This window comes from Streptomyces sp. SLBN-31 (assembly GCF_006715395.1).
Classification (GTDB): domain Bacteria; phylum Actinomycetota; class Actinomycetes; order Streptomycetales; family Streptomycetaceae; genus Streptomyces.
The window spans coordinates 2,091,058-2,114,430 of the sequence record NZ_VFNC01000001.1; the positions used below are offsets into that span (position 1 = coordinate 2,091,058).

Sequence of the window (23,373 nt, forward strand, 5' to 3'; positions counted from 1 at the left end):
ACGTCAGATCACTCCGTTCGACTTGAGCAGGCGCAGCTCCTCGTCGCCGAGGCCGAGCTCGCCGACGTAGACCTCTTCGTTGTGCTCGCCGAGCAGCGGTGAACTGCTCACCTCGACGGGGGAGTCGGAGAGCTTCAGCGGGCTGCCGACGGTCGTGAACTCGCCGCGCTCGGGGTGCGGGACGGTGACGACCATCTCGTTGGCGACCAGCGACTCGTCCTCGATGATCTCCTTCGTCGACAGGATCGGCCCGCACGGGATGTTGTGCGCGTTGAGCCGCTCCAGCACCTCCCACTTGGGCAGCGTCGAGGACCACTCCTCGATCAGCTGGAACATCTTGTTGAGCTTGGGAAGCCGGGCCTCCGGCGTGGCCCACTCGGGGTCCTCCGCCAGCTCGGGCCGGCCGATCAGCTCACTGACCGGCTTCCAGCCGACGGGCTGCACGATGACGTACACGTAGTCGTTCGGGCCGCCCGGCGCGCACTTGACCGCCCAGCCCGGCTGCCCGCCGCCGGACGCGTTTCCCGAGCGGGGAACCTCGGTGCCGAAGTCGTCGTTGGGATATTCGGCGAGCGGGCCGTGGGCCAGGCGCTGCTGATCGCGCAGCTTCACCCGGCAGAGGTTGAGCACCGCGTGCTGCATGGCCACGTTCACCCGCTGACCGCGCCCGGTGTGCTCGCGCTGGAACAGCGCGGCGAGTATCCCCGCCACGGCGTGGACGCCCGTGCCCGAGTCCCCGATCTGGGCCCCCGTCGCCAGCGGCGGCCCGTCCTCGAAACCGGTGGTCGACATCGACCCGCCCATGGCCTGCGCGACGACCTCGTACGCCTTGAACTTGGTGTACGGGCCGTCCCCGAACCCCTTGATGGAGGCGTACACGATCCGCGGATTGATCTCCTGGATGCGGTCCCAGGTGAAGCCCATCCGGTCGACCGCGCCCGGACCGAAGTTCTCGACCATGACGTCCGAGCGCCGGATCAGCTCGGTGAGGATCTCCTTGCCGCGCTCGGTCTTGGTGTTGAGGGTGATGCTGCGCTTGTTGCAGTTGAGCATCGTGAAGTAGAGGGAGTCGACGTCCGGCAGGTCGCGCAGCTGCTTGCGCGTGATGTCGCCGGTCGGAGCCTCCAGCTTGACGACGTCCGCGCCGAGCCAGGCCAGCAGCTGGGTCGCGGAGGGCCCGGACTGGACGTGCGTCATGTCGAGGACACGGATGCCCTCAAGTGCTGTGCGGGTCACGGGCGTTCACCTCACTTGTACATCGTCTGGTTCATGGTTCCGGGGGCGTACGCGTCCGGGTCGACCCAGACGTTGATCAGTGACGGCTTGCCCGACTCGCGGGCGCGGCGCAGGGCGGGGCCGATGTCGGCGGGGTCACGGACCTCCTCGCCGTAACCGCCCAGCATCTGCGCGAACTTGTCGTAGTGGACGTCGCCGAGGGTGTTGCCGACCCGCTCGCGCTCCTCGCCGTACTTGGCCTTCTGGCCGTAACGGATCTGGTTCATCGAGGAGTTGTTGCCGACGATCCCGACGAAGGGCAGGTCGTAACGGACGAGGGTTTCGAAGTCCCAGCCGGTGAGGGAGAAGGCGCCGTCGCCGAAGAGGGCGACGACCTCCTTGTCGGGCCGCGCCTGCTTGGCCGCGAGCACGAAGGGCACGCCGACGCCGAGGGTGCCGAGCGGGCCCGGGTCCATCCAGTGGCCGGGGGACTTGGGCTGGACCACCTGCCCGGAGAAGGTGACGATGTCGCCGCCGTCGCCGATGTAGACGGAGTCCTCGGTGAGGAAGTCGTTGATCTCGCTGACCAGGCGGTACGGGTGGATCGGCGAGGCGTCCGACTTCAGGCTCGGCAGCCGCTTCTCGAGCGCGGTCTGCTCGGCGGCGCGCAGCTCGTCCAGCCACTCCTTGCGCTTGGCCGCGCCCCCGTTGAGGCGTCCCGAGGCCGCTTCGGTCACCGACTTCAGCACCAGCCCGGCGTCGCCGACGATCCCGAGGTCGATGTCGCGGTTCTTGCCGACGGTGCGGTAGTCGAGGTCGATCTGGACGACCGTCGCGTCCGGGGACAGCCGCTTGCCGTAGCCCATGCGGAAGTCGAAGGGCGTGCCGACGATCACGATGACGTCGGCGCCCGAGAAGGCGTACCGGCGCGAGAGCTGGAAGTGGTGAGGGTCGCCGGGCGGCAGGGTGCCGCGGCCCGCGCCGTTCATGTACGCCGGGATGTTGAGGGTCCGTACCAGCTCGATGGCGGCCTCAGTGCCGCGGGTCGTCCACACCTGGCTGCCCAGCAGGATGGCCGGCTTCTCGGCGTGCACGAGCAGGTCGGCGAGCTTCTCGATCGCCTCGGGGTCGCCGGCCGAGCGGGTCGAGGCACGGTAGGCACCGGCCCTCGGCACCCGCGCCCTGCTCACCGGCACCTTGGCGTCCAGCACGTCGCGCGGGATCTCCAGGAAGGAGGGGCCGGGCGCGCCGTGGTAGCACTCGCGGAACGCCATGGACACCATGTCGGCGGCGCGCGCCGTGTCCGGCACGGCCGCCGCGAACTTGGTGATCGGCGTCATCATGTCGACGTGCGGCAGGTCCTGCAGGGACCCCATCTTGTGCTGGGTGAGGGCTCCTTGTCCGCCGATCAGCAGCATCGGGGACTCCGCGCGGAAGGCGTTGGCGACACCGGTGACGGCGTCGGTCGTGCCCGGTCCTGCGGTGACGACCGCGCAGCCCGGCCTGCCGGTGATGCGGGCGTAGCCGTCGGCGGCGTGGGCGGCGACCTGTTCGTGTCGTACGTCGACGACCTCGATGCCCTCGTCGACGCAGCCGTCGTAGATGTCGATGATGTGGCCGCCGCACAACGTGTAGATGCGGTCGACCCCTTCGGCCTTCAGAGCCTTGGCGACGAGGTGACCGCCGGAAATCACGTCCTGGGTGTCGTCGGGCATGGCGAAGTCCTGTCCCTTCGTAGGGGGTGGGAACGCTCTCGCAGTACATTGCATACAGTCGACGAATACTGTATGAACCTTGTTATCCCGCATCCGGTGGGTGGTGTCCAGGGGGCGTGCGGCACTTTCCAGTCATCGGAGTTCGGCCTCGCGATGACTTCGCAGACAGGAGCCGAGATGGACCTGTACGAACACCAGGCAAGGGAACTCTTCGAAGAACACGGCATCTTGGTACCGAGGGCCCAGGTGACGGACTCGCCCAAGAAGGCCCGTGAGATCGCCCGCGCACTCGGCGGGCGCGTAGTGGTGAAGGCTCAGGTCAAGACGGGCGGGCGGGGCAAGGCCGGCGGCGTGAAGCTCGCCGCGGACCCGGCCGCCGCCGAACTCACGGCACGTCAGATCCTCGGCATGGACATCAAGGGCCACACGGTCGGCACGGTCATGCTGGCCCAACGCGTCGACATCGAGGAGGAGTTCTACGTCTCCTACGTCCTCGACCGGGCCGCGGGCACCTTCCTCGCGATCGCGTCCGCCGAGGGCGGCATGGAGATCGAGGAGGTCGCCGCGAGCAGGCCCGAGGCCGTCGCCCGCATACCCGTCGACCCGGCCGAGGGCGTGACTTCGGCGAAGGCGGCCGAGATCGCCGAAGCCGCGGGACTGCCGGCGCAGACGGTCGACGTCCTCGTACGCCTGTGGGAGGTCCTCGTCCGCGAGGACGCGCTGCTCGTCGAGGTGAACCCGCTCGTGCGCACGAAGGGAGGCCGGATCCTCGCACTCGACGGCAAGGTCACCCTCGACGACAACGCCCGCTTCCGGCAGTCGCGTTGGGGCGCCGACGACGTCGAGCACGGCGACGCGCTGGAGGCGGCGGCCGCCGCGAAGGGCCTCAACTACGTGAAGCTGGACGGCGAGGTCGGCATCATCGGCAACGGCGCGGGACTGGTCATGTCGACCCTGGACGTCGTCGCCGGCTGCGGCGCCCGGCCCGCCAACTTCCTCGACATCGGCGGCGGGGCCTCCGCCCGGATCATGGCCGAAGGGTTGTCCGTCATCCTCTCCGACCCCGACGTGAAGTCGGTGTTCGTCAACGTCTTCGGCGGAATCACCGCCTGTGACGCGGTCGCCGACGGCATCGTGCAGGCGCTCGACACCGTGCGATTGACCAAGCCGCTGGTGGTCCGTCTCGACGGCAACAACGCGGCCCGCGGCCGCGCCATCCTCGACGAGCGCGCCCACCCGCTGGTCCAGCAGGCCACCACCATGGACGGCGCCGCCCGCCGTGCCGCCCGACTCGCCACCACAGCCTGAGGAGACGGACATGGCCATCTATCTCACCAAGGAGAGCAAGGTCCTCGTCCAGGGCATGACCGGCGGCGAGGGCATGAAGCACACCCGGCGCATGCTCGCCGCCGGTACGAACGTCGTCGGCGGCGTCAACCCCCGAAAGGCGGGCGCCACCGTCGACTTCGACGAGCGAACCGTCCCCGTCTTCGGCACGGTCGCCGAGGGCATCCACGCGACCGGCGCCGACGTCACCGTCGCCTTCGTCCCACCGGCCTTCGCGAAAGCGGCCGTTGTCGAGGCGGCCGACGCCGGCATCGGCCTCGCGGTCGTCATCACCGAGGGCATCCCGGTCCACGACTCCGTCGCCTTCACCACGTACGCCAAGGAGAAGGGCACCCGGATCATCGGCCCCAACTGCCCGGGCCTGATCACCCCCGGCCAGTCCAACGCGGGCATCATCCCCGCCGACATCACCAAGCCCGGCCGTATCGGCCTGGTGTCCAAGTCGGGGACCCTCACCTACCAACTCATGTACGAACTCCGCGACATCGGCTTCTCCACCTGTGTCGGCATCGGCGGCGACCCGGTGATGGGCACGACCCATATCGACTGCCTGGCAGCCTTCCAGGACGACCCCGACACCGAACTGATCGTTCTGATCGGCGAGATCGGCGGCGACGCGGAGGAACGCGCGGCCGCCTACGTCCGCGAACACGTCACCAAACCCGTCGTCGGCTACATCGCCGGATTCACCGCACCCGAGGGCAGGACCATGGGCCATGCGGGCGCCATCGTCTCGGGTTCCTCCGGCACCGCGCAGGCGAAGAAGGAGGCCCTGGAGGCGGCCGGGGTGCGTGTGGGCGGCACCCCGACCGAAACGGCGAAACTCGTGCTCGCGCGTCTGGAAGAGCAGCGGTCGGTCACTCATGGTTGACGTGAGCCATACATCTCCCCGCCCCCGACTGTGCACCGAGAGCGGAGCAACCGATGGCATCCACCCTCACCCCCAACACCTCCACCTCCACCCTCACCCTCAAATCAGGCACGTCCTGGGCAGACGCCTGGCAGCGCTGCCTGACCGTCGCCCCGGAGGCCTTCCGGGACGACCGCGTCCTCAACCTGTGGGCCGACACCTGGCAGGCCGACGGCCGGACCCTGCCCGCCACCAGCCCCGTCGACGGCAGTCCCATCGCCGGCCCGCCACGACTCGACGGCCGCACCGCGCACCAGGCGGTCCGCGCCTCCCTCGACCGGCATCGCGCCTGGCGGCACGTACCCCTGGACGAGCGCAGGGCCCGCGTCGCCGCCACCCTCGACGCCCTCACCGAACACCGCGAACTGCTCGCCCTGCTGCTCGTCTGGGAGATCGGCAAGCCCTGGCGGCTCGCGCAGGCGGACGTCGACCGGGCCATCGACGGCGTCCGCTGGTACGTCGACGGCATCGAGCCGATGCTCGCCGGCCGGGCCCCGCTGGACGGCCCGGTGTCCAACATCGCCAGCTGGAACTACCCGATGAGCGTCCTCGTCCACGCCCTGCTCGTGCAGGCGCTGGCGGGCAACACGGTGATCGCCAAGACCCCCAGCGACGGCGGCCTCGCCTGTCTCACCCTGGCCTGCGCGCTCGCCGCCCGCGAGGGAATCCCCGTCACCCTCGTCAGCGGCAGCGGTGGAGAGCTGTCCCAGGCGCTGGTGCGGGCGCCCGAGATCGGCTGCGTCTCCTTCGTCGGCGGCCGCGACACCGGCGCCGCCGTGGCCACCGCCGTCGCCGACCTCGGCAAACGGCACATCCTCGAACAGGAGGGACTCAACACCTGGGGCATCTGGAACCACTCCGACTGGGACGCGCTCGCGGCAGTCGTGCCCAAGCTCTTCGACTACGGCAAGCAGCGCTGCACGGCCTACCCGCGCTTCGTCGTCCAGCGGCAGCTGTTCGACGACTTCCTGGCGGCGTACCTGCCGGCGGTCCGCACACTGCGGGTGGGGCACCCGCTCGCCGTCGAACGCCCGGAGGCCCCCTTCCCCGCGCTCGACTTCGGGCCCGTGATCAACGCGGCCAAGGCCAAGGAGCTGCGCGACCAGGTCGCCGAGGCCATCGACCGCGGCGCCGTGCCGCTGCACCGCGGCCGCGAGAACGACGCCCGCTTCCTGCCCGGCCAGGACACATCGGCGTACGTCCAGCCCGTCACGCTCCTGAACCCGCCGCGGTCCTCGCCGCTGCACCACGCGGAACCGTTCGGCCCGGTCGACACCATCGTCCTGGTCGACACCGAGGCGGAACTGCTGGCCGCGATGAACGCCTCCAACGGCGCGCTCGTCGCCACGCTGTGCACGGACGACCGGGCCACCTTCGACCGGCTGGCCCCGCAGATCCGCGCGTTCAAGGTCGGCCACGGAACGGCCCGCTCCCGCGGCGACCGCGACGAGCTCTTCGGCGGCTTCGGGGCGTCCTGGCGCGGCGCGTTCGTCGGCGGCGAACTCCTCGTACGCGCCGTGACCCGGGGCCCGGCGCACGAACGGCTGCCCGGCAACTTCCCGGACTACCACCTCATGCCCTGACGCACACGGATACGCAGGTGAAACGCACTCCGAAAGCTTGGTATTGTTGTGTCTGTCGCCGCGGGGAACACCTCCTGTCCGGCGACAGACACCTCGTCCGGGTGGCGGAATGGCAGACGCGCTAGCTTGAGGTGCTAGTGCCCTTTATCGGGCGTGGGGGTTCAAGTCCCCCCTCGGACACCAGCTGAGGCCCCTGTTCATCAGGGGTCTTTCGCATTTCCGGAGACCACCGCGGCCGAGCGACGTCCCCTACGCCGCCCGCGGCTGCAGGAAACGCGCCAGCAGGTCGTCCAGGGTCACCATGCCGGTCAGCCGGCCCGTGTCGTCGCGGACCACGGCGAGCGAGGCTCGGTGCGCCCGCATGACGTCGATCGCGTCGGCGACCGTGGTGTCCGCACCCAGCTCCGGCACCGGCCGGGCCATGTCGCGCGCGCTCGCGCTGTGACCCCGGGCGCGGGCCACCAGCGCGTCCCGGGCGTGCACCGAGCCGAGGACGCGATCGCCCTCGCGGACCAGCAGCCGGGTACGGTCGCTGCCGGCCGCCGTGCGCAGCACCTCCTCGGCATCGGCCGCGCCGTCCACCGAGGTGATCCGCGAGGCCGGGACCTGGAGCTCTCCCACCGGGGTCTCGGGCTCGGTCAGCGAGCGGGTGATCAGCCCCGAGTCGGCCTCGCTGATCAGGCCGAGGCGCCGCGACTCCTCGACCAGATGGGTGAGCTGCTCCCGGCCGTGCACCGGGGCCGGCTCGCCGCGCGGGGTGACCCGGCACAGCCGTACCAGCGCGTTGCTGACCTTGTCGAGCAGCGAGATCAGCGGCCTTACGGCCGTCACCAGGGCCCTGAACGACGGCGCGAGCAGCATCGCCGAGCGTTCCGGATGCGCGATCGCCCAGGACTTGGGGGCCATCTCGCCCACGACCATGTGCAGGAACACCACGACGACCATGGCGACGGCGAACGCGATGCCGTAGCTGACCGCGCTCGGCAGGCCCAGCGCGTGCAGCAGTGGGTCCAGCGAGTGCGAGATCGCCGGCTTGGAGACCGACCCCAGGCCCAGGGTGCAGACCGTGATGCCGAGCTGGGCGCCGGCCAGCATCAGCGACAGCTCACGCATGCCGTCCAGGGCAGCCCGCGCGCCGCGCCGCTCCTCGGCGACCGCCTTCTCCACGCGATGCCGCTTGGCGGCGACCAGCGCGAACTCGGCGGCCACGAAGAAGCCACTGCCGATCAGCAGCACGACGGTGACGAAGAGCGCCATCGGGAAACTCAACGCTGCTCCTCCGTCCGCTCCGCCAGCCGCGCGATCCGCACGCGCTCGGGCACGTGCCGGTCCACGGCGCGTACGACGATCACCGCGCGCCCGCCGTCGGGCAGCGCGACCGTGATCCGGTCGCCGACTGCCGGGAAGCGGCCGAGACGGTCCACGACCAGGCCGGCCACCGTGTCGAAGTCGTCCTCTTCGGGCAGCCCGATGCCGGTGGCCTCGGCGACCTCGTCCAGGCGGCGCCCTGCGTCCACCAGCCAGCCGTCGGTTTCGGCGACGGCGAGGTGGATGACCGTGTCCGACTCGTCGGCGATGTCGCCGACCAGTTCCTCGGCGATGTCCTCGTAGGTGACCACGCCCGCCACGCCGCCGTGCTCGTCGAGTACGACCGCGAACTCGTCGTCACGCTCCCGCATCCGCTCGACCGCCTCGGGCAGCGGAAGGGTGTCGGGCAGCAGCAGCGGGCGCCGGGCGAGCTCGCCGGCCGTCGTGGCGGCCAACCGGTCCGCGGGCAGCCGCATCAGCTCGCGCACGCCCAGCACTCCGCCGACGTCGTCGGGGTGCTCGCCGAGCACCGGATGGTGGGAGTGGCCGTACTTGCCGATGAGGTCGACGGCCTCGGACGCGCTCGCGTCCGCGCGGACGAACACGGTGTCGGCGCGCGGCACCATCACCTCGTCCAGCGTGCGCTCGGAGAACCCCAGCGCGTGGTCCAGCAGCTCGGCGGTGCCCTTGGACAGCCGCCCCTGCTCGTGCGACTCGCCGATGAGATGGCCGAGCTCCTCCAGGGTGGCACCGTGGTGCAGCTCCTCGACCGGCTCGATGCCGGTCTCGCGCAGCAGCCGGTTCGCCGCGCCGTCGAAGATCCGTACCACCGGCCCGACGACCTTGAGATACGCCAGCGTCGAGGCGGCCAGCGACTTGGCCAGCCGCTCGGGCACCGCGATGGCGAGATTCTTCGGGGCCAGCTCGCCCAGCACCATCTGCACCACCGTGGCGCCGACGAAGGAGAGCACCACGGACAGGCCGGTGACGGCCGCGCCCGGGACGCCGACGCCGGACAGGGCGGGCCCGAGCAGCGCGGACACGGACGGCTCGGCGATGAAACCGACGACCAGACCGGTCACCGTGATGCCCAGCTGGGCGCCGGACAGCATGAACGACAGCCTCTCGAGCACCTTCAGCGCCCGCGCGGCCCGACGGTCACCGGCCCGCGCCTCACGGGCCAGGGCGAGGCGGTCGGCGGAGACGTAGGCGAACTCCTGGGCCACGAAATAGCCCGTACCGGCGGTCAGCACGAACACGGCCAGCAGGCCCAGGACGGCGTGGGCGGCACTCACCGGCGTGACGGCCGGCAAGGGGCGCCCGGCCGTGTGCCGCGGTCGGGGTCACCGCGGCGGGACGGGCGGGGACTGTGCCCCGGGGGGTCCGTCGGTCTCGCGGACAAAGGGGTGGCTCCTCAGGTTTTCTCGGCGCTTGTCAGGACAACGCCCGGGACCCGGTGCGGGTTCCCGGCACACGGGCCTGCGCCGGAACGGGCAGCCGCTCCCGCGGCTCCCTCCGGAACGCCCACTTCATGTCCGGCTCCACGACGAACCGGAAGACCCGCCGCACAGGCGGTGTGCACAGCAGCGTCACGACGGCTCCGGCTGCCAGCGCGACGGTGACCGCACCGAGCGGGCGGTGGATCCAGCCGGGGGAGTACCAGCCCCAGTACTTGGAGCCCTGGGCGACGAAGCCGTGCAGCAGGTAGCCGTACAGCGTGCCCGCGCCCAGCGCCGTGAACCACAGCCGCCGTCCCGGCACCCAGGACAGGAAGCAGGCGACCAGCACCATCGAGAAACCGAAGGCGGCCAGTGTCATCACCGGCCCGAACCAGGCGGACGCCCCCAGCTCCTGGGCGCTGTCGCGGTGGTAGAACCAGGCCCCGGTCATCCGTGGCTCCGCCCAGTACGACACCGCGAGCGCGCACCCCAGGACCGGCAGGGCCAGCAGCCTCACCGGCCACCGCCGCACCAGCCGGAAGTGCTCCGGCCGCAGACACAGCCCCAGCACGAAGTACGGCAGGAACTGCAGGACCCGCTGCAGGTCGAGGTCGTTGCCGATGGACGGGGAGAGGGTGGCGAGGGCCGCGACGGTCAGCGCGATCGGCAGCGGCCACCGCACGCGCTGCCACAGCGGGGTGGTCAGCCGCCAGACGAACAGCGCGGCCAGGAACCACGTCAGATACAGGGGGTCAAGCAGGCTGATCGGCCGGTCCGGCACCCCGTCGGTCCAGCGGGTGAAAAGGGTGTACGCCGTCTCGAAGACGACGTACGGCACGGCCACTCCCGTCACCAGGCGTCTGACCCGCCCGGGACTCGCGTCGAAACTCCGGGAGAAGTACCCGGAGATGACGATGAACGCCGGCATGTGGAAGGCGTAGACGAAGTTGTAGAGCGCGCTGACGACCCGGCTGTCGTCGCGCAGCGGCTCCCACGCGTGGCCGATCGCCACCAGCACGATCGCCAGGTACTTGGCGTTGTCGAAGTAGGCGTCACGCTGCTTCGCCCGAGCCTCCCGCGCGCCGAGGGGAGAACCCGCCGCCTCGGGCACGGCTTCGCGGGGTGCGGCTTTCGCCGGTGCTACGGCTGTGGTCTGGGGCTGGGACATTACAGCCGCCTCACCGGTTCTGGCGTCCGTAAACCACCCGCAAAGGGTGTCGGCGGGGCTCGCGGGTTGACGGCGAGGCGCGCGGCCCGCGGTGGCAGCCGTCTCCCGACGGGCGCGAACCATCGCACGGCGAGGGGTCGGGCATTGAGTGGGGCAGCGGGGAACGGGGAATGGGGCGGGCGCTGAGCGGGACACCGGGGAATGGGGCGGCCCTTGAGCGGGGCAGCGGGGAAAAGGTGATGCCCGGCGGCTCGCCGGTTCCCTACACTCGCCACGCACCGTGCGTCGACGTGACGCGCGGACCGAGTGACGAGGGGAGACCGGCCGTGCCGTACCGCACCGCTGTCGTCGTCCCCCGCTCGCGGTACGAGGTGATCCTGGTGTCCCCGTCCGTCCGGTGCCCGCTGCGCGGCCGGTACCGGATGCCCGCGACGAGCGTCTGAACCCGCAGGCCCGCCCTGCGGTCCGCCACGTCCGGGAATCGCGCCGCCCCGCTCCACACCACCAGAAAGGCCAACGGGCCGTGCGCACCAACCTCGATGCCCTCACCACCGTCCGCAACCTCGGCATCCTCGCCCACGTCGACGCGGGCAAGACCACCGTCACCGAGCGGATCCTGTACGCCACCGGGACCACGCACCGGCGCGGCGAGGTCCACGACGGCACCACCGTCACCGACTTCGACCCGCAGGAGCGCGACCGCGGCATCACCATCTTCGCCGCGGCCGTCAGCTGCTCCTGGGACGGCCACCGGATCAACCTGATCGACACTCCGGGGCACGTCGACTTCGCCGCCGAGGTGGAACGCTCGCTCCGGGTCCTCGACGGCGCGGTCGCCGTGTTCGACGCGGTGGCCGGCGTGGAGCCGCAGAGCGAGTCGGTGTGGCGGCAGGCCGACCGGCACGGTGTGCCGAGGATCGCGTTCGTCAACAAGCGGCGTCGAGGTCAACGTCGGCCGTCCCGCGGTGAGTCACCGGGAGACCGTGGGCCGCGGGGTGTCCGGTCTGGTCTTCCGGCACGTCAAACAGGACGGCGGGGCGGGCCAGTTCGCCCATGTGGTGCTCGATGTCGAGCCGCTGGCCGAGGGGTTCGAATTCCGTTCGGCCGTTGTGGGCGGGCGAGTGCCGCAGGAGTACGTGCGCGCGGTGGAGGCCGGCTGCCGGGAGGCGCTCGGCGAGGGGCCGCTCGGCGGGCACCCGGTGACCGGGCTTCGCGTCACCCTCACCGACGGGTCGACCCACGTGAAGGACTCCTCGGACACCGCCTTCCGCACCGCGGGCAGGCTGGGCCTGCGCGAGGCCCTGCGCGCCTGCGCGATGGTCCTGCTCGAGCCCGTCGTGGAGGTCACGGTGAGCGTCCCCGAGGACGCCGTCGGCGGTGTCCTCGGCGACCTCGCCGCGCGCCGCGGCCGGGTCTCGGGCTCGCTCACCCGGGCGGGCTCGGCGGTGGTGACGGCGACGGTGCCGCTGGCCGAACTCTTCGGCTACGCCACCCGGTTGCGCAGCCGCACCCAGGGCCGCGGCACCTTCACCGCCCGCCCCACCGGCTACGCGCCGGCACCGGCACGGTGACGCCACGGCGGCCCCGCCCCATGCGGGCGGGGCCGCCCCGGCTCACGGGTACGACACCACCGTGGACGGCACGGTCGACGTGCCCGACGTCGCAGCCCCCGTCTCGTTGATCACGTGCTCGTACTGGCCCTGGCCGCCCAGCGAGACCACGAGCAGGTCGTGGAACCGCACGCCCGGGGTGTTCGGGGCGGCGAAACCGTGGTGCTGCACGATGCTCGGGTCGACGTTGTAGAAGCAGTAACTGCCCAGCCCCCAGCCCTCGTGCGCGGTGACGTGGTCGCCGACCTTGTAGGCGGCGTAGCCCTTGACCGTGCCGTTCTGGATCGCCGCCTGGTTCGGGGCGTCGTACGCCTTCTCGTTCTGGAAGAAGATCGTGCGCCCTCGCTGCCCGTACCACTGGACGTCGTACTTGTTGAAGTGTTCGACGAACAGGCCCGTGCACAGCACGTCGTCGCCGTTGACGACGATGCCGTAGTCCGCCCGGTTGGTCTCCCAGCCGACGCCTTCGCCGTGGTCCGCGCGCCAGACCCAGGTGTGGTCGACGATGGTGTGCCGGCTGTTGATCACCATGCTGGTGGTGGCCTTGCCCGGACCCGCGCCGCCGATGCGGACGAACACGTCCTGCACGGTGGTGGGGTTGGCCGAGTGGTCCTTGTGGGCTCCCCGCGGGCCGACCTCCAGCAGCGTCCGGGAGTTGACCGGTCCGGCGTCGATGAGGAAGCCGGCGAGGCGGACGCCGTCGACGTCGGCGACCCGCAGGGCCGTGACGCCGTTGTCCGGGATCAGAGTCGCGTAACCCAGGCCCAGGACGACGGTGTTGGGGCGGTTCACCTGCACGGGCCGGTCCAGGTGGTAGATCCCCGGCGTCAGCAGCAGGTGCAGTCCCTGCGCGAGCGCCTGGTTGAGGGTGGCCGCGGACACGCCCGGCTTGGCGACGTAGAAGCGCGACAGGGGCAGCGAGGTGCCCCTCGGGGCGCCGTTGCCCCAGGTGACCCCACGGGCGTTGGTGCGCTTCGCGGGCAGGAACACATGGAAGGCGCCCGCCCGGTCGACGTACAGGAAGGGCTTCTCCCGGGAGACCGGGGTGGTGTCGAGGGTGGTGTACGGCGGGTTCGGGAAGCTCTGCGCGGGGGCGCCCTCGACACCCGAGAAGACCATGTTCCACACGCCGTTGAGCCAGCTGCCGATCGCGCTGTCCCGGGTGTACCACTGCTGCTGCGAGTACGGGCCCACCTGGCCGTCGATCCGGCTGTCGGCGATGTAGCCGCCGCTCGCCCAGCCGTAGCCGGTGGGCTCCAGGTCGAGGCCGCCGCGCACGTGCATACGGCGGAACGGCGCCGCCTGCGCGACCGCCCACCGGTTGGTGCCGTTCGCCGGGACCAGCGCCAGGTTCTCCGCCGAACGCCAGAAGTTCTGCGTGGCGTTGCCCCCGAACCAGCCGGCGTCGACCGTCACGTCCCCGTTGATGGTGGTGTCGTCGGGGGACAGGCCCAGGCCCGCTATGGAGGTGTAGAAGCCCAGTTGGGCGTTGAGGTTGTGGTACGTGCCCGGCTTGAACAGCAGCGCGTAGCGGCCGGTGCCGAACTGGGCCGACTCCTGCTGCCGGAACACCTCGTCCAGCCTGGCCTGGATGCCCGGGGTGGAGGGGTCGAAGACCAGGACGTTGGGGCCCAGGTCGCCGCCACCGGGGAGGAGGCGCGGCTTCCTGGGCGTCTCGGGGGCGGCGTTCGCGGGCGCCGACAGTCCGAGCAGCGCGGGCGCGGAGGCGGCGGCCGCGCCGAGGACGGTTCTGCGGCCTATGTCGGGCAGGGGCATACGGCGGCTCTCCTGTTCGGGAAGTGAACGGGGTGCGGTTTGGGAGCGCTCTCTTGGCCGTGCATGCTTCAACTGCTCGAACACTCGCGTCAAGAGCTGGGACCGGATTGCCCCGGGGCTGCCGTACCCCTTGACGAGTTCCGCTGCGGAGGTTTAACTCACGTCCTAAATTAAGCCATGAGTGCAACCCCGAAGGGACACCGGGAGCCATGCGCAGCATCCGAGCCGCGGCCGTAGGCGCCGTCACCGTGTCACTCGCCCTTGCCGCCACGGCCTGCGGAGGCGGTTCGTCGAACGGCGGCGGGTCCAACGACTCGCCGAAGACGCTCACGTACTGGGCCTCCAACCAGGGCGCGAGCATCGCCATCGACAAGAAGGTCCTGCAGCCCGAACTCGACAGGTTCGAGAAGCAGACGGGCATCAAGGTGAAGCTGGAGGTGGTCCCCTGGTCGGACCTGCTGAACCGGATCCTCACCGCCACCACCTCCGGTCAGGGCCCCGACGTCCTGAACATCGGCAACACCTGGAGCGCGTCCCTGCAGGCCACCGGCGCGCTGCTGCCGTGGGACGCGAAGAACTTCGCCAAGATCGGCGGCAAGGACCGCTTCGTGGACTCGGCGCTCGGTTCGACCGGCGCGGAGGGCAAGGACCCGGCCGCCGTCCCGTTGTACTCGATGGCCTACGCCCTCTACTACAACAAGCAGATCTTCGCCGACGCCGGCATCTCCAAGCCCCCGGCCACCTGGGACGAGCTGGTCGCCGACGGCAAGAAGATCTCCTCGAAGGGCAAGTCGCCGCTCGGCGCCGAGGGCGCGAACCTCTCCGAGAACATCCACCACGTCTTCGTCTTCGCCAAGCAGCACGGCGGCGAGTTCTTCACCGCCGACGGCAAGGCGGACTTCACCAACCCCAAGGTCGTCGACGCGGTCAAGCAGTACGTCGACCTGATGGCCAAGGACAAGGTCATACCGACCGGCGACGCCGAGTACGCGCAGAACCAGTCCGTCAGCGACTTCGCCAAGGGCAAGCAGGCCATGCTGCTGTGGCAGTCCGCGTCCGCCAACCTCAAGTCGCAGGGCATGAGCCCCGACAAGTACGGCATCGCACCGGTCCCCGTGCAGTCCGGCACCCCCGGCACCGGGACCCAGGTCAACTCCATGGTCGCCGGCATCAACCTGGCCGTCTTCAAGAACAGCCACAACCTCGACGGCGCCGCGAAGTTCGTGAAGTTCATGACCAGCGACGCCGAGCAGAAGATCCTCAACACGGCGTACAGCTCGATCCCGCCGGTCAAGACCGCGCAGACCGACGCGGCCTTCAACTCCCCGGCCAACGCGGTCCTGAAGGACACCCTCGCCAAGAGCGCGGCCGCCCTGCCGCAGGTCGCCGACGAGTCGCAGTTCGAGACGGCGGTCGGCACCGCGGTCAAGAACCTGTTCGCCGACGCGGCGGCCGGACGCGCGGTCACCACCGCCTCGGTGAAGGCAGCCCTCGAGAAGGCCCAGCAGCAGATGCCGGCGAAGTGAGCCCGATGACCACCACCACCCTCAAGGAACCGCTGAGGGGGAGTCCCGCCGGTGCGGCGACGCGCGAACCGCGTCGCCGCACCGGGCGGATCCGCCGCGCCGGACTCCCGTACCTGCTGCTCCTGCCCGCTCTGATCCTCGAACTCCTGGTCCACCTGGTGCCGATGGTGATCGGCATCGTGATGAGCTTCAAGGAGCTCACGCAGTTCTACATCCGCGACTGGGGCACCGCGCCCTGGACCGGCCTCGGCAACTACAAGGTGTCGGTGGACTTCGACGCCCCCGTCGGCGAGGCGCTGCTGCACTCCTTCTTCGTCACCGTCGCCTTCACCCTGCTCTCCGTCGGCCTGTGCTGGCTGATCGGCACCGCGGCCGCGATCTACATGCAGGACACCTTCACCGGCCGCGGCCTGCTGCGGGCGCTGTTCCTGGTGCCGTACGCGCTGCCGGTCTACGCGGCCGTCATCACCTGGGTGTTCATGTTCCAGCACGACAACGGCCTGGTGAACCACGTCCTGCACGACCAGCTCCACCTCACCGACAAGCCGTCCTTCTGGCTGATCGGCGACAACAGCTTCTACGCCCTGCTGACGGTGTCGGTATGGAAGGGCTGGCCCTTCGCCTTCCTCATCGTCATGGCCGGTCTGCAGAACATCCCCGCCGAGCTGTACGAGGCGGCGGCCCTGGACGGCGCCGGGAGGTGGCAGCAGATCCGCCGCATCACCCTGCCGTCGCTGCGCCCGGTCAACCAGGTGCTGCTGCTGGTCCTGTTCCTGTGGACGTTCAACGACTTCAACACGCCCTACGTCCTGTTCGGCAAGTCCGCACCCGAGGCCGCGGACCTCATCTCGGTCCACATCTACCAGGCCTCGTTCGTCACCTGGAACTTCGGCACCGGCTCCGCCATGTCCGTCCTGCTGCTGCTCTTCCTGCTCGTCGTGACCGGCGTGTACCTGGTGCTCACCTCGCGCGGACGGAGGACCGGTGATGTCTAAGTCCCCCATGGCGCCCCCGAGTTCCTTCCTCTGGTCGCGCCGGGTCTTCCTCACCCTGCTCACCGGGTTCGTCCTGCTCCCGGTGTACGTGATGGTCTCCAGCTCGCTGAAACCGCTCGCGGACGTCACCGGCAAGTTCCGGTGGCTGCCCAGCGGTCTGACGATCCGCCCGTACATCGACATCTGGTCAACTGTCCCGCTGGCGCGCTACTTCGCCAACTCGCTGATCGTGGCGGGCGCGGCGACCGTCTGCTCGGTGGTGATCGCGGTGTTCGCCGCGTACGCCGTCAGCCGCTACAACTTCCGCGGCAAGCGGGTGTTCACGGTCACCGTGCTGTCCACGCAGATGTTTCCCGGCATCCTCTTCCTGCTGCCGCTGTTCCTCCTCTACGTCAACATCGGCAACGCCACCGGCATCGCCCTGTTCGGCTCCCGCGGCGGCCTGATCCTCACCTACCTGACCTTCTCCCTGCCGTTCTCCATCTGGATGCTGATCGGATACTTCGACTCGGTGCCGCGCGACCTCGACGAGGCGGCGCTGGTGGACGGCTGCGGCCCGCTCGGCGCCCTGTTCCGGGTGGTCGTGCCGGCCGCGATCCCCGGCATCGTCGCGGTCGCCGTCTACGCCTTCATGACCGCCTGGGGCGAGGTGCTGTTCGCCTCCGTCATGACCAACGACACCACCCGCACGCTCGCCGTCGGCCTCCAGGGCTACTCCACGCTCAACGACGTGTACTGGAACCAGATCATGGCCGCCTCGCTGGTCGTCAGCGTGCCCGTGGTCGCCGGCTTCCTGCTGCTGCAGCGCTATCTCGTCGCCGGGCTGACAGCGGGAGCCGTCAAGTGACCAACTCCCATCGCCTCGAGAGGACTTCCGTGTCCGACCGCATCGACCTCGCCGCCTTCCCCCACGACTTCCTGTGGGGCACGGCCACAGCGGCGTACCAGATCGAGGGAGCCGCCGCGGAGGACGGCCGCGGCCCGTCGATCTGGGACACCTACTCCCACACGCCCGGCAAGGTCGCCGGCAACGACAACGGAGACGTCGCCTGCGACCACTACCACCGCTGGCGCGAGGACATCGGCCTGATGCGCCGACTGGGCACCAACGCCTACCGGTTGTCGGTCGCCTGGCCACGGGTGATGCCCGGCGGCGACGGCCCGGTGAACCCCAAGGGCCTCGCCTTCTACGACGAGTTGATCGACGCCCTGCTGGAGGCGGACATCACCCCGTCCGTCACCCTCTACCACTGGGACCTGCCCCAGGCCCTCCAGGACCGCGGCGGCTGGCCCGAACGGGACACCGCCCTGGCGTTCGCCGAGTACGCCTCCGTCGTCGCCGAGCGCCTCGGCGACCGCGTGACGCAGTGGGCCACGCTCAACGAGCCGCTCTGCTCGGCCTGGATCGGCCACCTGGAAGGCAGGATGGCCCCGGGCCTCACCGACCTGACGGCCGCCGTCCGCACCTCCTACCACCTGCTGCTCGGCCACGGCCTCGCCGTCGACGCCATCCGCGCCGCGGCCCCGTACGCCCAGGTCGGCATCGTCACCAACCTCTCCACGGTGCACGCCGCCACCGACCGCGAGGAGGACGTGGCGGCCGCCCGCAGGCAGGACGGCCACATCAACCGCTGGTGGCTGGACCCGGTGTACGGCCGAGGCTTCCCGGCCGACATGCGCGAGGTCTACGGCGTCGAACTGCCCGAGCGCGAGGGTGACCTGGCGAGGATCGCCGCGCCACTCGACTGGCACGGCCTGAACTACTACATGCCGTCCACCGTCGCCGACGACCCCTCGGCCCCGGCGCCCCACGTCCGCTCCGTGCGCCGCCTCGGCGTCCCGCGCACCGGCATGGACTGGGAGATCGACGCGAACGGCATCGAGACGCTCCTGCTGCGCCTCACCGACGAGTACCCGATCCGCCGCCTGTACGTCACCGAGAACGGCTCCGCCTACCCGGACGTCGTACGCCCCGACGGAACCGTCGACGACCCGGAGCGCCAGGACTACATGGAGCGCCACCTCGCCGCCTGCGCCTCGGCCGTCCGCCAGGGCGCCCCGCTGGCCGGCTACTTCGCCTGGTCCCTGCTGGACAACTTCGAGTGGGCGTACGGCTACGACAAGCGGTTCGGACTGGTCCACGTGGACTACGAGACCCAGAAGCGCACGATCAAGGGCACGGGACACCGGTACGCGGACATCATCCGGGCCCACCGCGGGAGGTCCTCGCAGGCCGCGTGAGCCGGCACGGCACGCGCGGGCTTCGCCGAGCCGCCGATCGACACGGGCCGGGCGGTCTCACCGCCCGGCCCGTGTCGCTGTGTCCACGCGATCAGCAGTCCCTGAACTCCGGTGACTGGTTCAGTACCTGGGACCGGACGGAGGTGAAGCGGCCGTATGTCCAGCCGTCCCGCGCGCCCGGGCGGAACGCCGCCACGCGGTGGCAGTTCTGGAAGGCCAGTTCGATGCCGAAGTGGCGCTCCAGGCTGCCCCGGATCGCGTCGCTGGCCAGGGCGCGCAGCAGTTGCCCGCGTTCCCTCTCGGACGGCGGCGGGGTCTGGTTGTCGGCGAACTCGGCCGTGCCCGAGCCGAGTTCGGCGGCCAGGGAGGCGACGAGGTCGTAGGCGTAGGGGAGGGACGTGCGGACGGTGGCCACGAAGTCCTCCTCGCGGATGTCACCGGACTCGGCTGCGGCGAGGAGTTCGGGGGAGACGTCGAGAGACATGGGGGGTTCCGTTCTGGTCGTGGATATGGGTTGAGTGACGGCCGGTCAGGCCAGCGACGCCGGGCCCGGCACGAACTCCGGGTCGACCTGGTCCGCCAGGTCCTCGCCCGTGGCGCGGTCCGCCCAGGCGCGGGCGTTGCGCAGGTGGAACTCGACGGCGTGGCGGTGCAGGGTGTCCCAGTCCTTGGGGCGGGCGTCCACCGCCGCCCGCAGAACGTCCAGGGCGTGGCGGTTGTGCTCCTCCAACTCGCCCTTCGCACGGCCCTGTTCGTTCGCCCGTACCCAGGGCGAGTGGACCAGGTGGGTGAGGAGGTCGTCGCCCACCTGCTCCTTGAGGAAGAGCACGTCGTCCTCGCCGCTCACCTTGTTGCCGACGGCCGCGATCCGGATCCCGAACTCCCGGGCGTGGTCGCGGTACTGGCGGTACACCGAGACACCCTTGCGCGTCGGCTCGACCACCAGGAACGTGAGGTCGAAGCGCGTGAACAGACCCGAGGCGAACGCGTCCGCGCCCGCCGTCATGTCGACGACGACGTACTCGCCGGGGCCGTCGACCAGATGCCCCAGGTACAGCTCGACCCCGCCGAGCTTGGAGTGGTAGCAGGCCACCCCCAGGTCGCTCTCGTCGAACTTGCCCGTCACCATCAGCGGGACCCCGCCCGCGCGCCGGACGTGCCGCGCGTGCAGTTCGTCGTCGCCGAGCAGGCGCAGCAGACGGGAGCCGCGGCCCGGAGGCGTGGTCTTGATCATGGAATCGGCGGAGGCGATACGGGGGTTCGTGCCGCGCAAGTAGTCCTTGATCGCGGTGAGACGGGCCCCGAGCGGCGGGGCGGTGAAGGGGCCGCCGTCGTGCCCCAGCGCCTCGGCGAGGTGCTGGTTGATGTCGCCGTCGACGGCGAGCACGGGAGCGCCGGAGGCCAGCAGGCGGCGGGCGAAGAGCGCGGACAGGGTGGTCTTGCCGCTGCCGCCCTTGCCGACGAACGCCACCCGCATTACCGGTCCGACCCAGTTTTGAAAATGAATGTCATGTGGCTAGGTTGTAGGCAGCTTCCGAGGTTCTGTCAAATCGCGATGATCAAGGCGGACTGCTTAATGCAGATGATGTGCAAGTGCATGATGATTGCATCAGGGCCGCGGGCCCGGACGACCTCGACGGTGCGCGAGCCGTGATGCTCGACACCGTGTACCGCGACTTCGGCACCGGCTACGTGCCCCGATGGCACGGCGACATCGTCGATCCGGCCGCCGCCTACCTCGCCCCCGAGCGGCACGCCCTGCTCGTGGCGCTCGCCCCGGGCGGCGAGGTCGCCGCCACCGCCGCCCTGGACTCCCGCGGCCCCGCCCACCCGCCGAACCCGCGCCGGCTCGCCGAGCGTTACCCCTCCGGCGAGACCGCCCAACTGCGCCGCGTCTACGTCCGCCCCGAGCACCGCCGCCGCGGGCTCGCCCGCCGACTGGTCGGCGAACTCCTCGCCTTCGCGGCCGCCGACGGCGGCTACCGCTCCGTCTACCTGCACACCGACCCGGCGGTGCCGGGCGCCGTTGCACCTGCTAGGCCAGTGGGCCGGCGGACTGTGGCACGGGGACGCGGGCCGCTCGTGGCTCTCCGGTGCCGCGGTCGCACCCGCCGTACTGCAGGCGCTGGGCGTGTCCCTGCTGCTGATGGCGGTGGCCCTCGTGGCCGCCGCGGGCACGGCCGCGCTGGTGTGCGCCCGCACCCTGTACCGGCGGGGCGGGCGGCGACGGGCGGGCGGCGGCTCCGCGGTCCTCGCTGCGCTGCCCGAGTTCCTCACCGCGTCCGTGCTGGCCACCGTCGTCGGCGTACAACTCGGCTGGCTGCCCGCCCTCGGCTGGTACGGGCCCCGCTGGACCGTGCTTCCCGCGCTCGCCCTCGGCCTGCCCGCCGGGGCCGTCCTCGGGCGGCTCCTCGACGACCTGCTGCCCGGCGCCTTCGCCGAGCCCTGGGCCGTGGCCGCCGTCGCCCGCGGACTGCCCCGCCGGTGCATCGCCCGGCACGCGGTGCACCGCTGTCTGCCCGGACTCCTGCCCAACCTCGGCCTGTTCGTGGTCGGGCTGACCGGCGGATCCGTCGCCGTGGAGCAGATCTTCGACATCCCCGGCCTCGGCCGCACCACTCTCCAGGCCGCCCTCGCCCAGGACCTGCCGGTCCTGCAGGCCGGCACCCTCGTCCTCGTCCTGCTCGCCGCCGCGGCCGCGGGCGCCGCCCGGCTCGCCGCCCGCCTGCTGACCGGCCCCGCCCTGCGCGACGGCGCCCTGCCCACCCTGCACCGGCCCACGCCGCCCGCACGCGGCGCCCAACCCCTCGTTCACGGCGGGGCGTTGCTCGTCGTCATCGCCCTCGGCCTGCCCCGTGACCCGGTCGCCCTCGACACCGGCCGGCGGCTCCGACCACCCTCCTGGGCCCACCCGTTCGGGACCGACGCGCTCGGCTGCGACATGCTCGGCCGGGTCGCCCACGGCGCGTTCGACACCCTGCTGCTCGCCGTCGCCATCGGTGCCGTCTCCCTGCTGGCCGGCCTGGTGCTCGGGGCACTGCCCCGCCTGTCCGGGCCGCTGGCCGACACCCTCAACGCCGTACCGCCCGTCCTCGGCGCGCTGCTGGTGACCGCCGTCGCGGGCAGCGGACCGGCCACGCCGGCGATCGCCGTGAGCGCCGTCGCCTGGGCGCCGCTCGCCGCGCACACCTCCGCACTGCTGCGGCAGGAGCGGGCCGCGCCGCACGTCACCGTGGCCCGCGGGCTGGGCGCGTGCCGCCGGCACCTGCTCCGGGGCGCGCTGCTGCCGGCCGTCCTGCCGCCCGTCACCCGGCACGCCCTGCTCCGGCTGCCCGGCACCGCTCTCGCCCTCGCCTCGCTGGCCTTCCTCGGACTGGGGGCCCAACCGCCCTCCCCCGAATGGGGGTTGCTGCTCGCCGAGAACCAGCCCTACGCCGAGCGGGCCCCCTGGGCGGTCCTCGCCCCGGCCGCGGTACTCGCGCTGCTCGGCGCGCTGGCGGTGAGCGCGGCCGGGGGAGTACGGCGGCCACGGCGTTCTGCGACGGAAGCCGCCATGGAACAGCCGTCCCGCGCGCGGGAGCCGGCGGGCGCGAGATGACGTCACCGACGATCCGCCTGCCACGGGCCGAGAAGGGCGGCACCCGCCTCACCCCCGTGCTCAGGCTGCTGATCCTCACCCAACTCGCCTTCAACCTCGGCTTCTTCGCTGCGGACGTTCAGCCAGCAGGGGCTGTTCGTGGTGGGCGGGGCACTGGCCGACCGGTACGGGATACGGCCGGTGGTGCCGGCCGGGTGCGCGCTGCGGATCGCCGGGTTCGTGTGGCTCGGGTTCGCGCGCGAGACCTGGGCGGTGATCGGGTCGGTGCTGCTGATCGGCTTCGCCGCCGCGCTGTTCTCCCCCGCCGTGGAGTCCGAAGCCGCCCGGCAGGCAGTGGCATTGGAGCAGCGCCGCGACGGGCACCCTCCTGGACGCCGGACTCCCACCGGCGGCACCGTGGCTGGCCCTGGCGGCCGTACCACTGGCGGCGACCGCACTCCTACCGCGCCACTAGGCTCGCCGCCATGAAGATCCAGGTGGAGACCGTCCGGGAAGCGGACCAGGAACTCGTCGAAGCCTTCGGACGTCTGCTGCCGCAACTGTCCCGTTCCGCGCGGCCGCTCGACGCCCGGGCCCTCGCCCGCCTTCTCGCGTCCGACGCGACCACCGTCCTCGTCGCCCGTGCCGACCACGACATCGTCGGCACCCTGACCCTGACGATGGTGCCGCTGCCGTCCGGGCTGCGTGCCCGGATCGAGGACGTGATCGTCGACGAGGCTGCGCGAGGTCACGGGATCGCCGGGCTGCTGATGGAACAGGCGCTGGGACTGGCCCGCGAGGCCGGAACCCGCACCGTCGACCTCACCTCCCGACCGGACCGCGAGGCGGCGAACCGGCTCTACGAGCGGCTCGGCTTCCAGCAGCGCGGATCGACCGTGTACCGGTACCCGGTCGGGGGATGAGGAGGCGGCACCTCGCCGAGCACGGCACCGTCACTCGTGC

General features: G+C 71.2%; 17 protein-coding genes, 1 tRNA gene and 3 pseudogenes. 13 read left to right on the forward strand and 8 right to left on the reverse strand.

Annotated elements, in window-relative coordinates; translation table 11 throughout:
* Window positions 1–3: 3 nt before the first annotated feature.
* Both frc and FBY22_RS09580 read right to left on the reverse strand, forming a co-directional pair.
* Window positions 4–1,236, reverse strand: coding sequence for a formyl-CoA transferase (gene frc, locus FBY22_RS09575; RefSeq protein ID WP_142144116.1), 1,233 nt, complete (start codon window positions 1,234–1,236; stop codon window positions 4–6).
* An 11-nt stretch (window positions 1,237–1,247) separates the two neighbouring features.
* Window positions 1,248–2,930, reverse strand: coding sequence for a thiamine pyrophosphate-binding protein (locus FBY22_RS09580; protein ID WP_142144117.1), 1,683 nt, complete (start codon window positions 2,928–2,930; stop codon window positions 1,248–1,250).
* Between the two features lie 177 nt (window positions 2,931–3,107).
* Here FBY22_RS09580 and sucC point away from each other — a divergent pair, with 177 nt between their 5' ends.
* The 4 genes from sucC (at window position 3,108) to FBY22_RS09600 (ending at window position 6,953) form a co-directional block, all read left to right on the forward strand.
* Window positions 3,108–4,238 (forward strand): ADP-forming succinate--CoA ligase subunit beta, encoded by a 1,131-nt coding sequence (gene sucC / locus FBY22_RS09585; RefSeq protein ID WP_142144119.1) that lies wholly within the window; start codon window positions 3,108–3,110, stop codon window positions 4,236–4,238.
* Between the two features lie 10 nt (window positions 4,239–4,248).
* Window positions 4,249–5,148, forward strand: coding sequence for a succinate--CoA ligase subunit alpha (gene sucD / locus FBY22_RS09590; RefSeq protein ID WP_142144120.1), 900 nt, complete (start codon window positions 4,249–4,251; stop codon window positions 5,146–5,148).
* A gap of 53 nt (window positions 5,149–5,201) precedes the next feature.
* Window positions 5,202–6,770: an aldehyde dehydrogenase family protein gene (locus FBY22_RS09595; RefSeq protein WP_142144122.1), complete on the forward strand. Its 1,569-nt coding sequence runs from the start codon at window positions 5,202–5,204 to the stop codon at window positions 6,768–6,770.
* 95 nt (window positions 6,771–6,865) lie between these two features.
* Window positions 6,866–6,953, forward strand: a tRNA-Leu gene (locus FBY22_RS09600).
* A gap of 66 nt (window positions 6,954–7,019) precedes the next feature.
* Here the strand turns inward: FBY22_RS09600 and FBY22_RS09605 are convergent.
* From FBY22_RS09605 to FBY22_RS09615, 3 genes are all read right to left on the reverse strand, one after another.
* Window positions 7,020–8,039 carry a hemolysin family protein gene (locus FBY22_RS09605; protein WP_142144124.1) on the reverse strand — a complete coding sequence of 340 codons (1,020 nt, stop codon included), beginning with the start codon at window positions 8,037–8,039 and terminating at the stop codon, window positions 7,020–7,022.
* Window positions 8,036–9,373, reverse strand: coding sequence for a hemolysin family protein (locus tag FBY22_RS09610; protein ID WP_142144126.1), 1,338 nt, complete (start codon window positions 9,371–9,373; stop codon window positions 8,036–8,038). Before FBY22_RS09610 ends, FBY22_RS09605 begins: the two co-directional genes overlap by 4 nt.
* Before the next feature lie 139 nt (window positions 9,374–9,512).
* Window positions 9,513–10,685 (reverse strand): acyltransferase family protein, encoded by a 1,173-nt coding sequence (locus tag FBY22_RS09615; protein ID WP_142144128.1) that lies wholly within the window; start codon window positions 10,683–10,685, stop codon window positions 9,513–9,515.
* A 523-nt stretch (window positions 10,686–11,208) separates the two neighbouring features.
* Between FBY22_RS09615 and FBY22_RS09620 the strand changes: the two are divergent.
* Window positions 11,209–12,256, forward strand: a pseudogene (locus tag FBY22_RS09620) (GTP-binding protein).
* 42 nt (window positions 12,257–12,298) lie between these two features.
* On the opposite strand, the gene FBY22_RS09625 reads toward FBY22_RS09620, so the two are convergent.
* On the reverse strand, window positions 12,299–14,071 hold the full coding sequence (locus FBY22_RS09625) for a coagulation factor 5/8 type domain-containing protein (protein ID WP_142144130.1): 1,773 nt from the start codon (window positions 14,069–14,071) through the stop codon (window positions 12,299–12,301).
* 209 nt (window positions 14,072–14,280) lie between these two features.
* Between FBY22_RS09625 and FBY22_RS09630 the strand changes: the two genes are divergently transcribed.
* The 4 genes from FBY22_RS09630 to FBY22_RS09645 are packed head-to-tail and all read left to right on the forward strand — an operon-like array spanning window position 14,281 to window position 18,833.
* Entirely contained in the window at window positions 14,281–15,597 is a 1,317-nt protein-coding gene (locus tag FBY22_RS09630) for a sugar ABC transporter substrate-binding protein (protein WP_142144132.1), read from the forward strand.
* Window positions 15,598–15,602: 5 nt separating this feature from the next.
* Complete coding sequence (locus FBY22_RS09635) at window positions 15,603–16,592, forward strand: carbohydrate ABC transporter permease (protein WP_142144134.1); 990 nt, start codon at window positions 15,603–15,605, stop codon at window positions 16,590–16,592.
* A gap of 7 nt (window positions 16,593–16,599) precedes the next feature.
* Window positions 16,600–17,439, forward strand: coding sequence for a carbohydrate ABC transporter permease (locus FBY22_RS09640; protein WP_142147485.1), 840 nt, complete (start codon window positions 16,600–16,602; stop codon window positions 17,437–17,439).
* A gap of 29 nt (window positions 17,440–17,468) precedes the next feature.
* Entirely contained in the window at window positions 17,469–18,833 is a 1,365-nt protein-coding gene (locus tag FBY22_RS09645; RefSeq protein WP_142144136.1) for a GH1 family beta-glucosidase, read from the forward strand.
* A gap of 91 nt (window positions 18,834–18,924) precedes the next feature.
* On the opposite strand, the gene FBY22_RS09650 is transcribed toward FBY22_RS09645, so the two are convergent.
* Window positions 18,925–19,317, reverse strand: a complete 393-nt coding sequence (locus FBY22_RS09650) for an SCO5389 family protein (protein ID WP_142144137.1) — start codon at window positions 19,315–19,317, stop codon at window positions 18,925–18,927.
* Window positions 19,318–19,362: 45 nt separating this feature from the next.
* Window positions 19,363–20,310 carry an ATP-binding protein gene (locus tag FBY22_RS09655; protein WP_142144139.1) on the reverse strand — a complete coding sequence of 316 codons (948 nt, stop codon included), beginning with the start codon at window positions 20,308–20,310 and terminating at the stop codon, window positions 19,363–19,365.
* Between the two features lie 116 nt (window positions 20,311–20,426).
* Between FBY22_RS09655 and FBY22_RS09660 the strand changes: the two are divergent.
* The 4 genes and pseudogenes from FBY22_RS09660 to FBY22_RS09675 form a co-directional block, all read left to right on the forward strand.
* A pseudogene (locus tag FBY22_RS09660) lies at window positions 20,427–20,885 on the forward strand (GNAT family N-acetyltransferase); the annotation flags it as partial.
* Window positions 20,860–22,431 (forward strand): ABC transporter permease subunit, encoded by a 1,572-nt coding sequence (locus tag FBY22_RS09665; protein WP_142144141.1) that lies wholly within the window; start codon window positions 20,860–20,862, stop codon window positions 22,429–22,431. The pseudogene FBY22_RS09660 and the gene FBY22_RS09665, both read left to right, overlap by 26 nt.
* Window positions 22,428–22,857 (forward strand): annotated as a pseudogene (locus tag FBY22_RS09670) (MFS transporter); the annotation flags it as partial. The gene FBY22_RS09665 and the pseudogene FBY22_RS09670, both read left to right, overlap by 4 nt.
* A gap of 38 nt (window positions 22,858–22,895) precedes the next feature.
* Complete coding sequence (locus FBY22_RS09675) at window positions 22,896–23,333, forward strand: GNAT family N-acetyltransferase (RefSeq protein ID WP_142144143.1); 438 nt, start codon at window positions 22,896–22,898, stop codon at window positions 23,331–23,333.
* The last annotated feature ends 40 nt before the right edge of the window (window positions 23,334–23,373 follow it).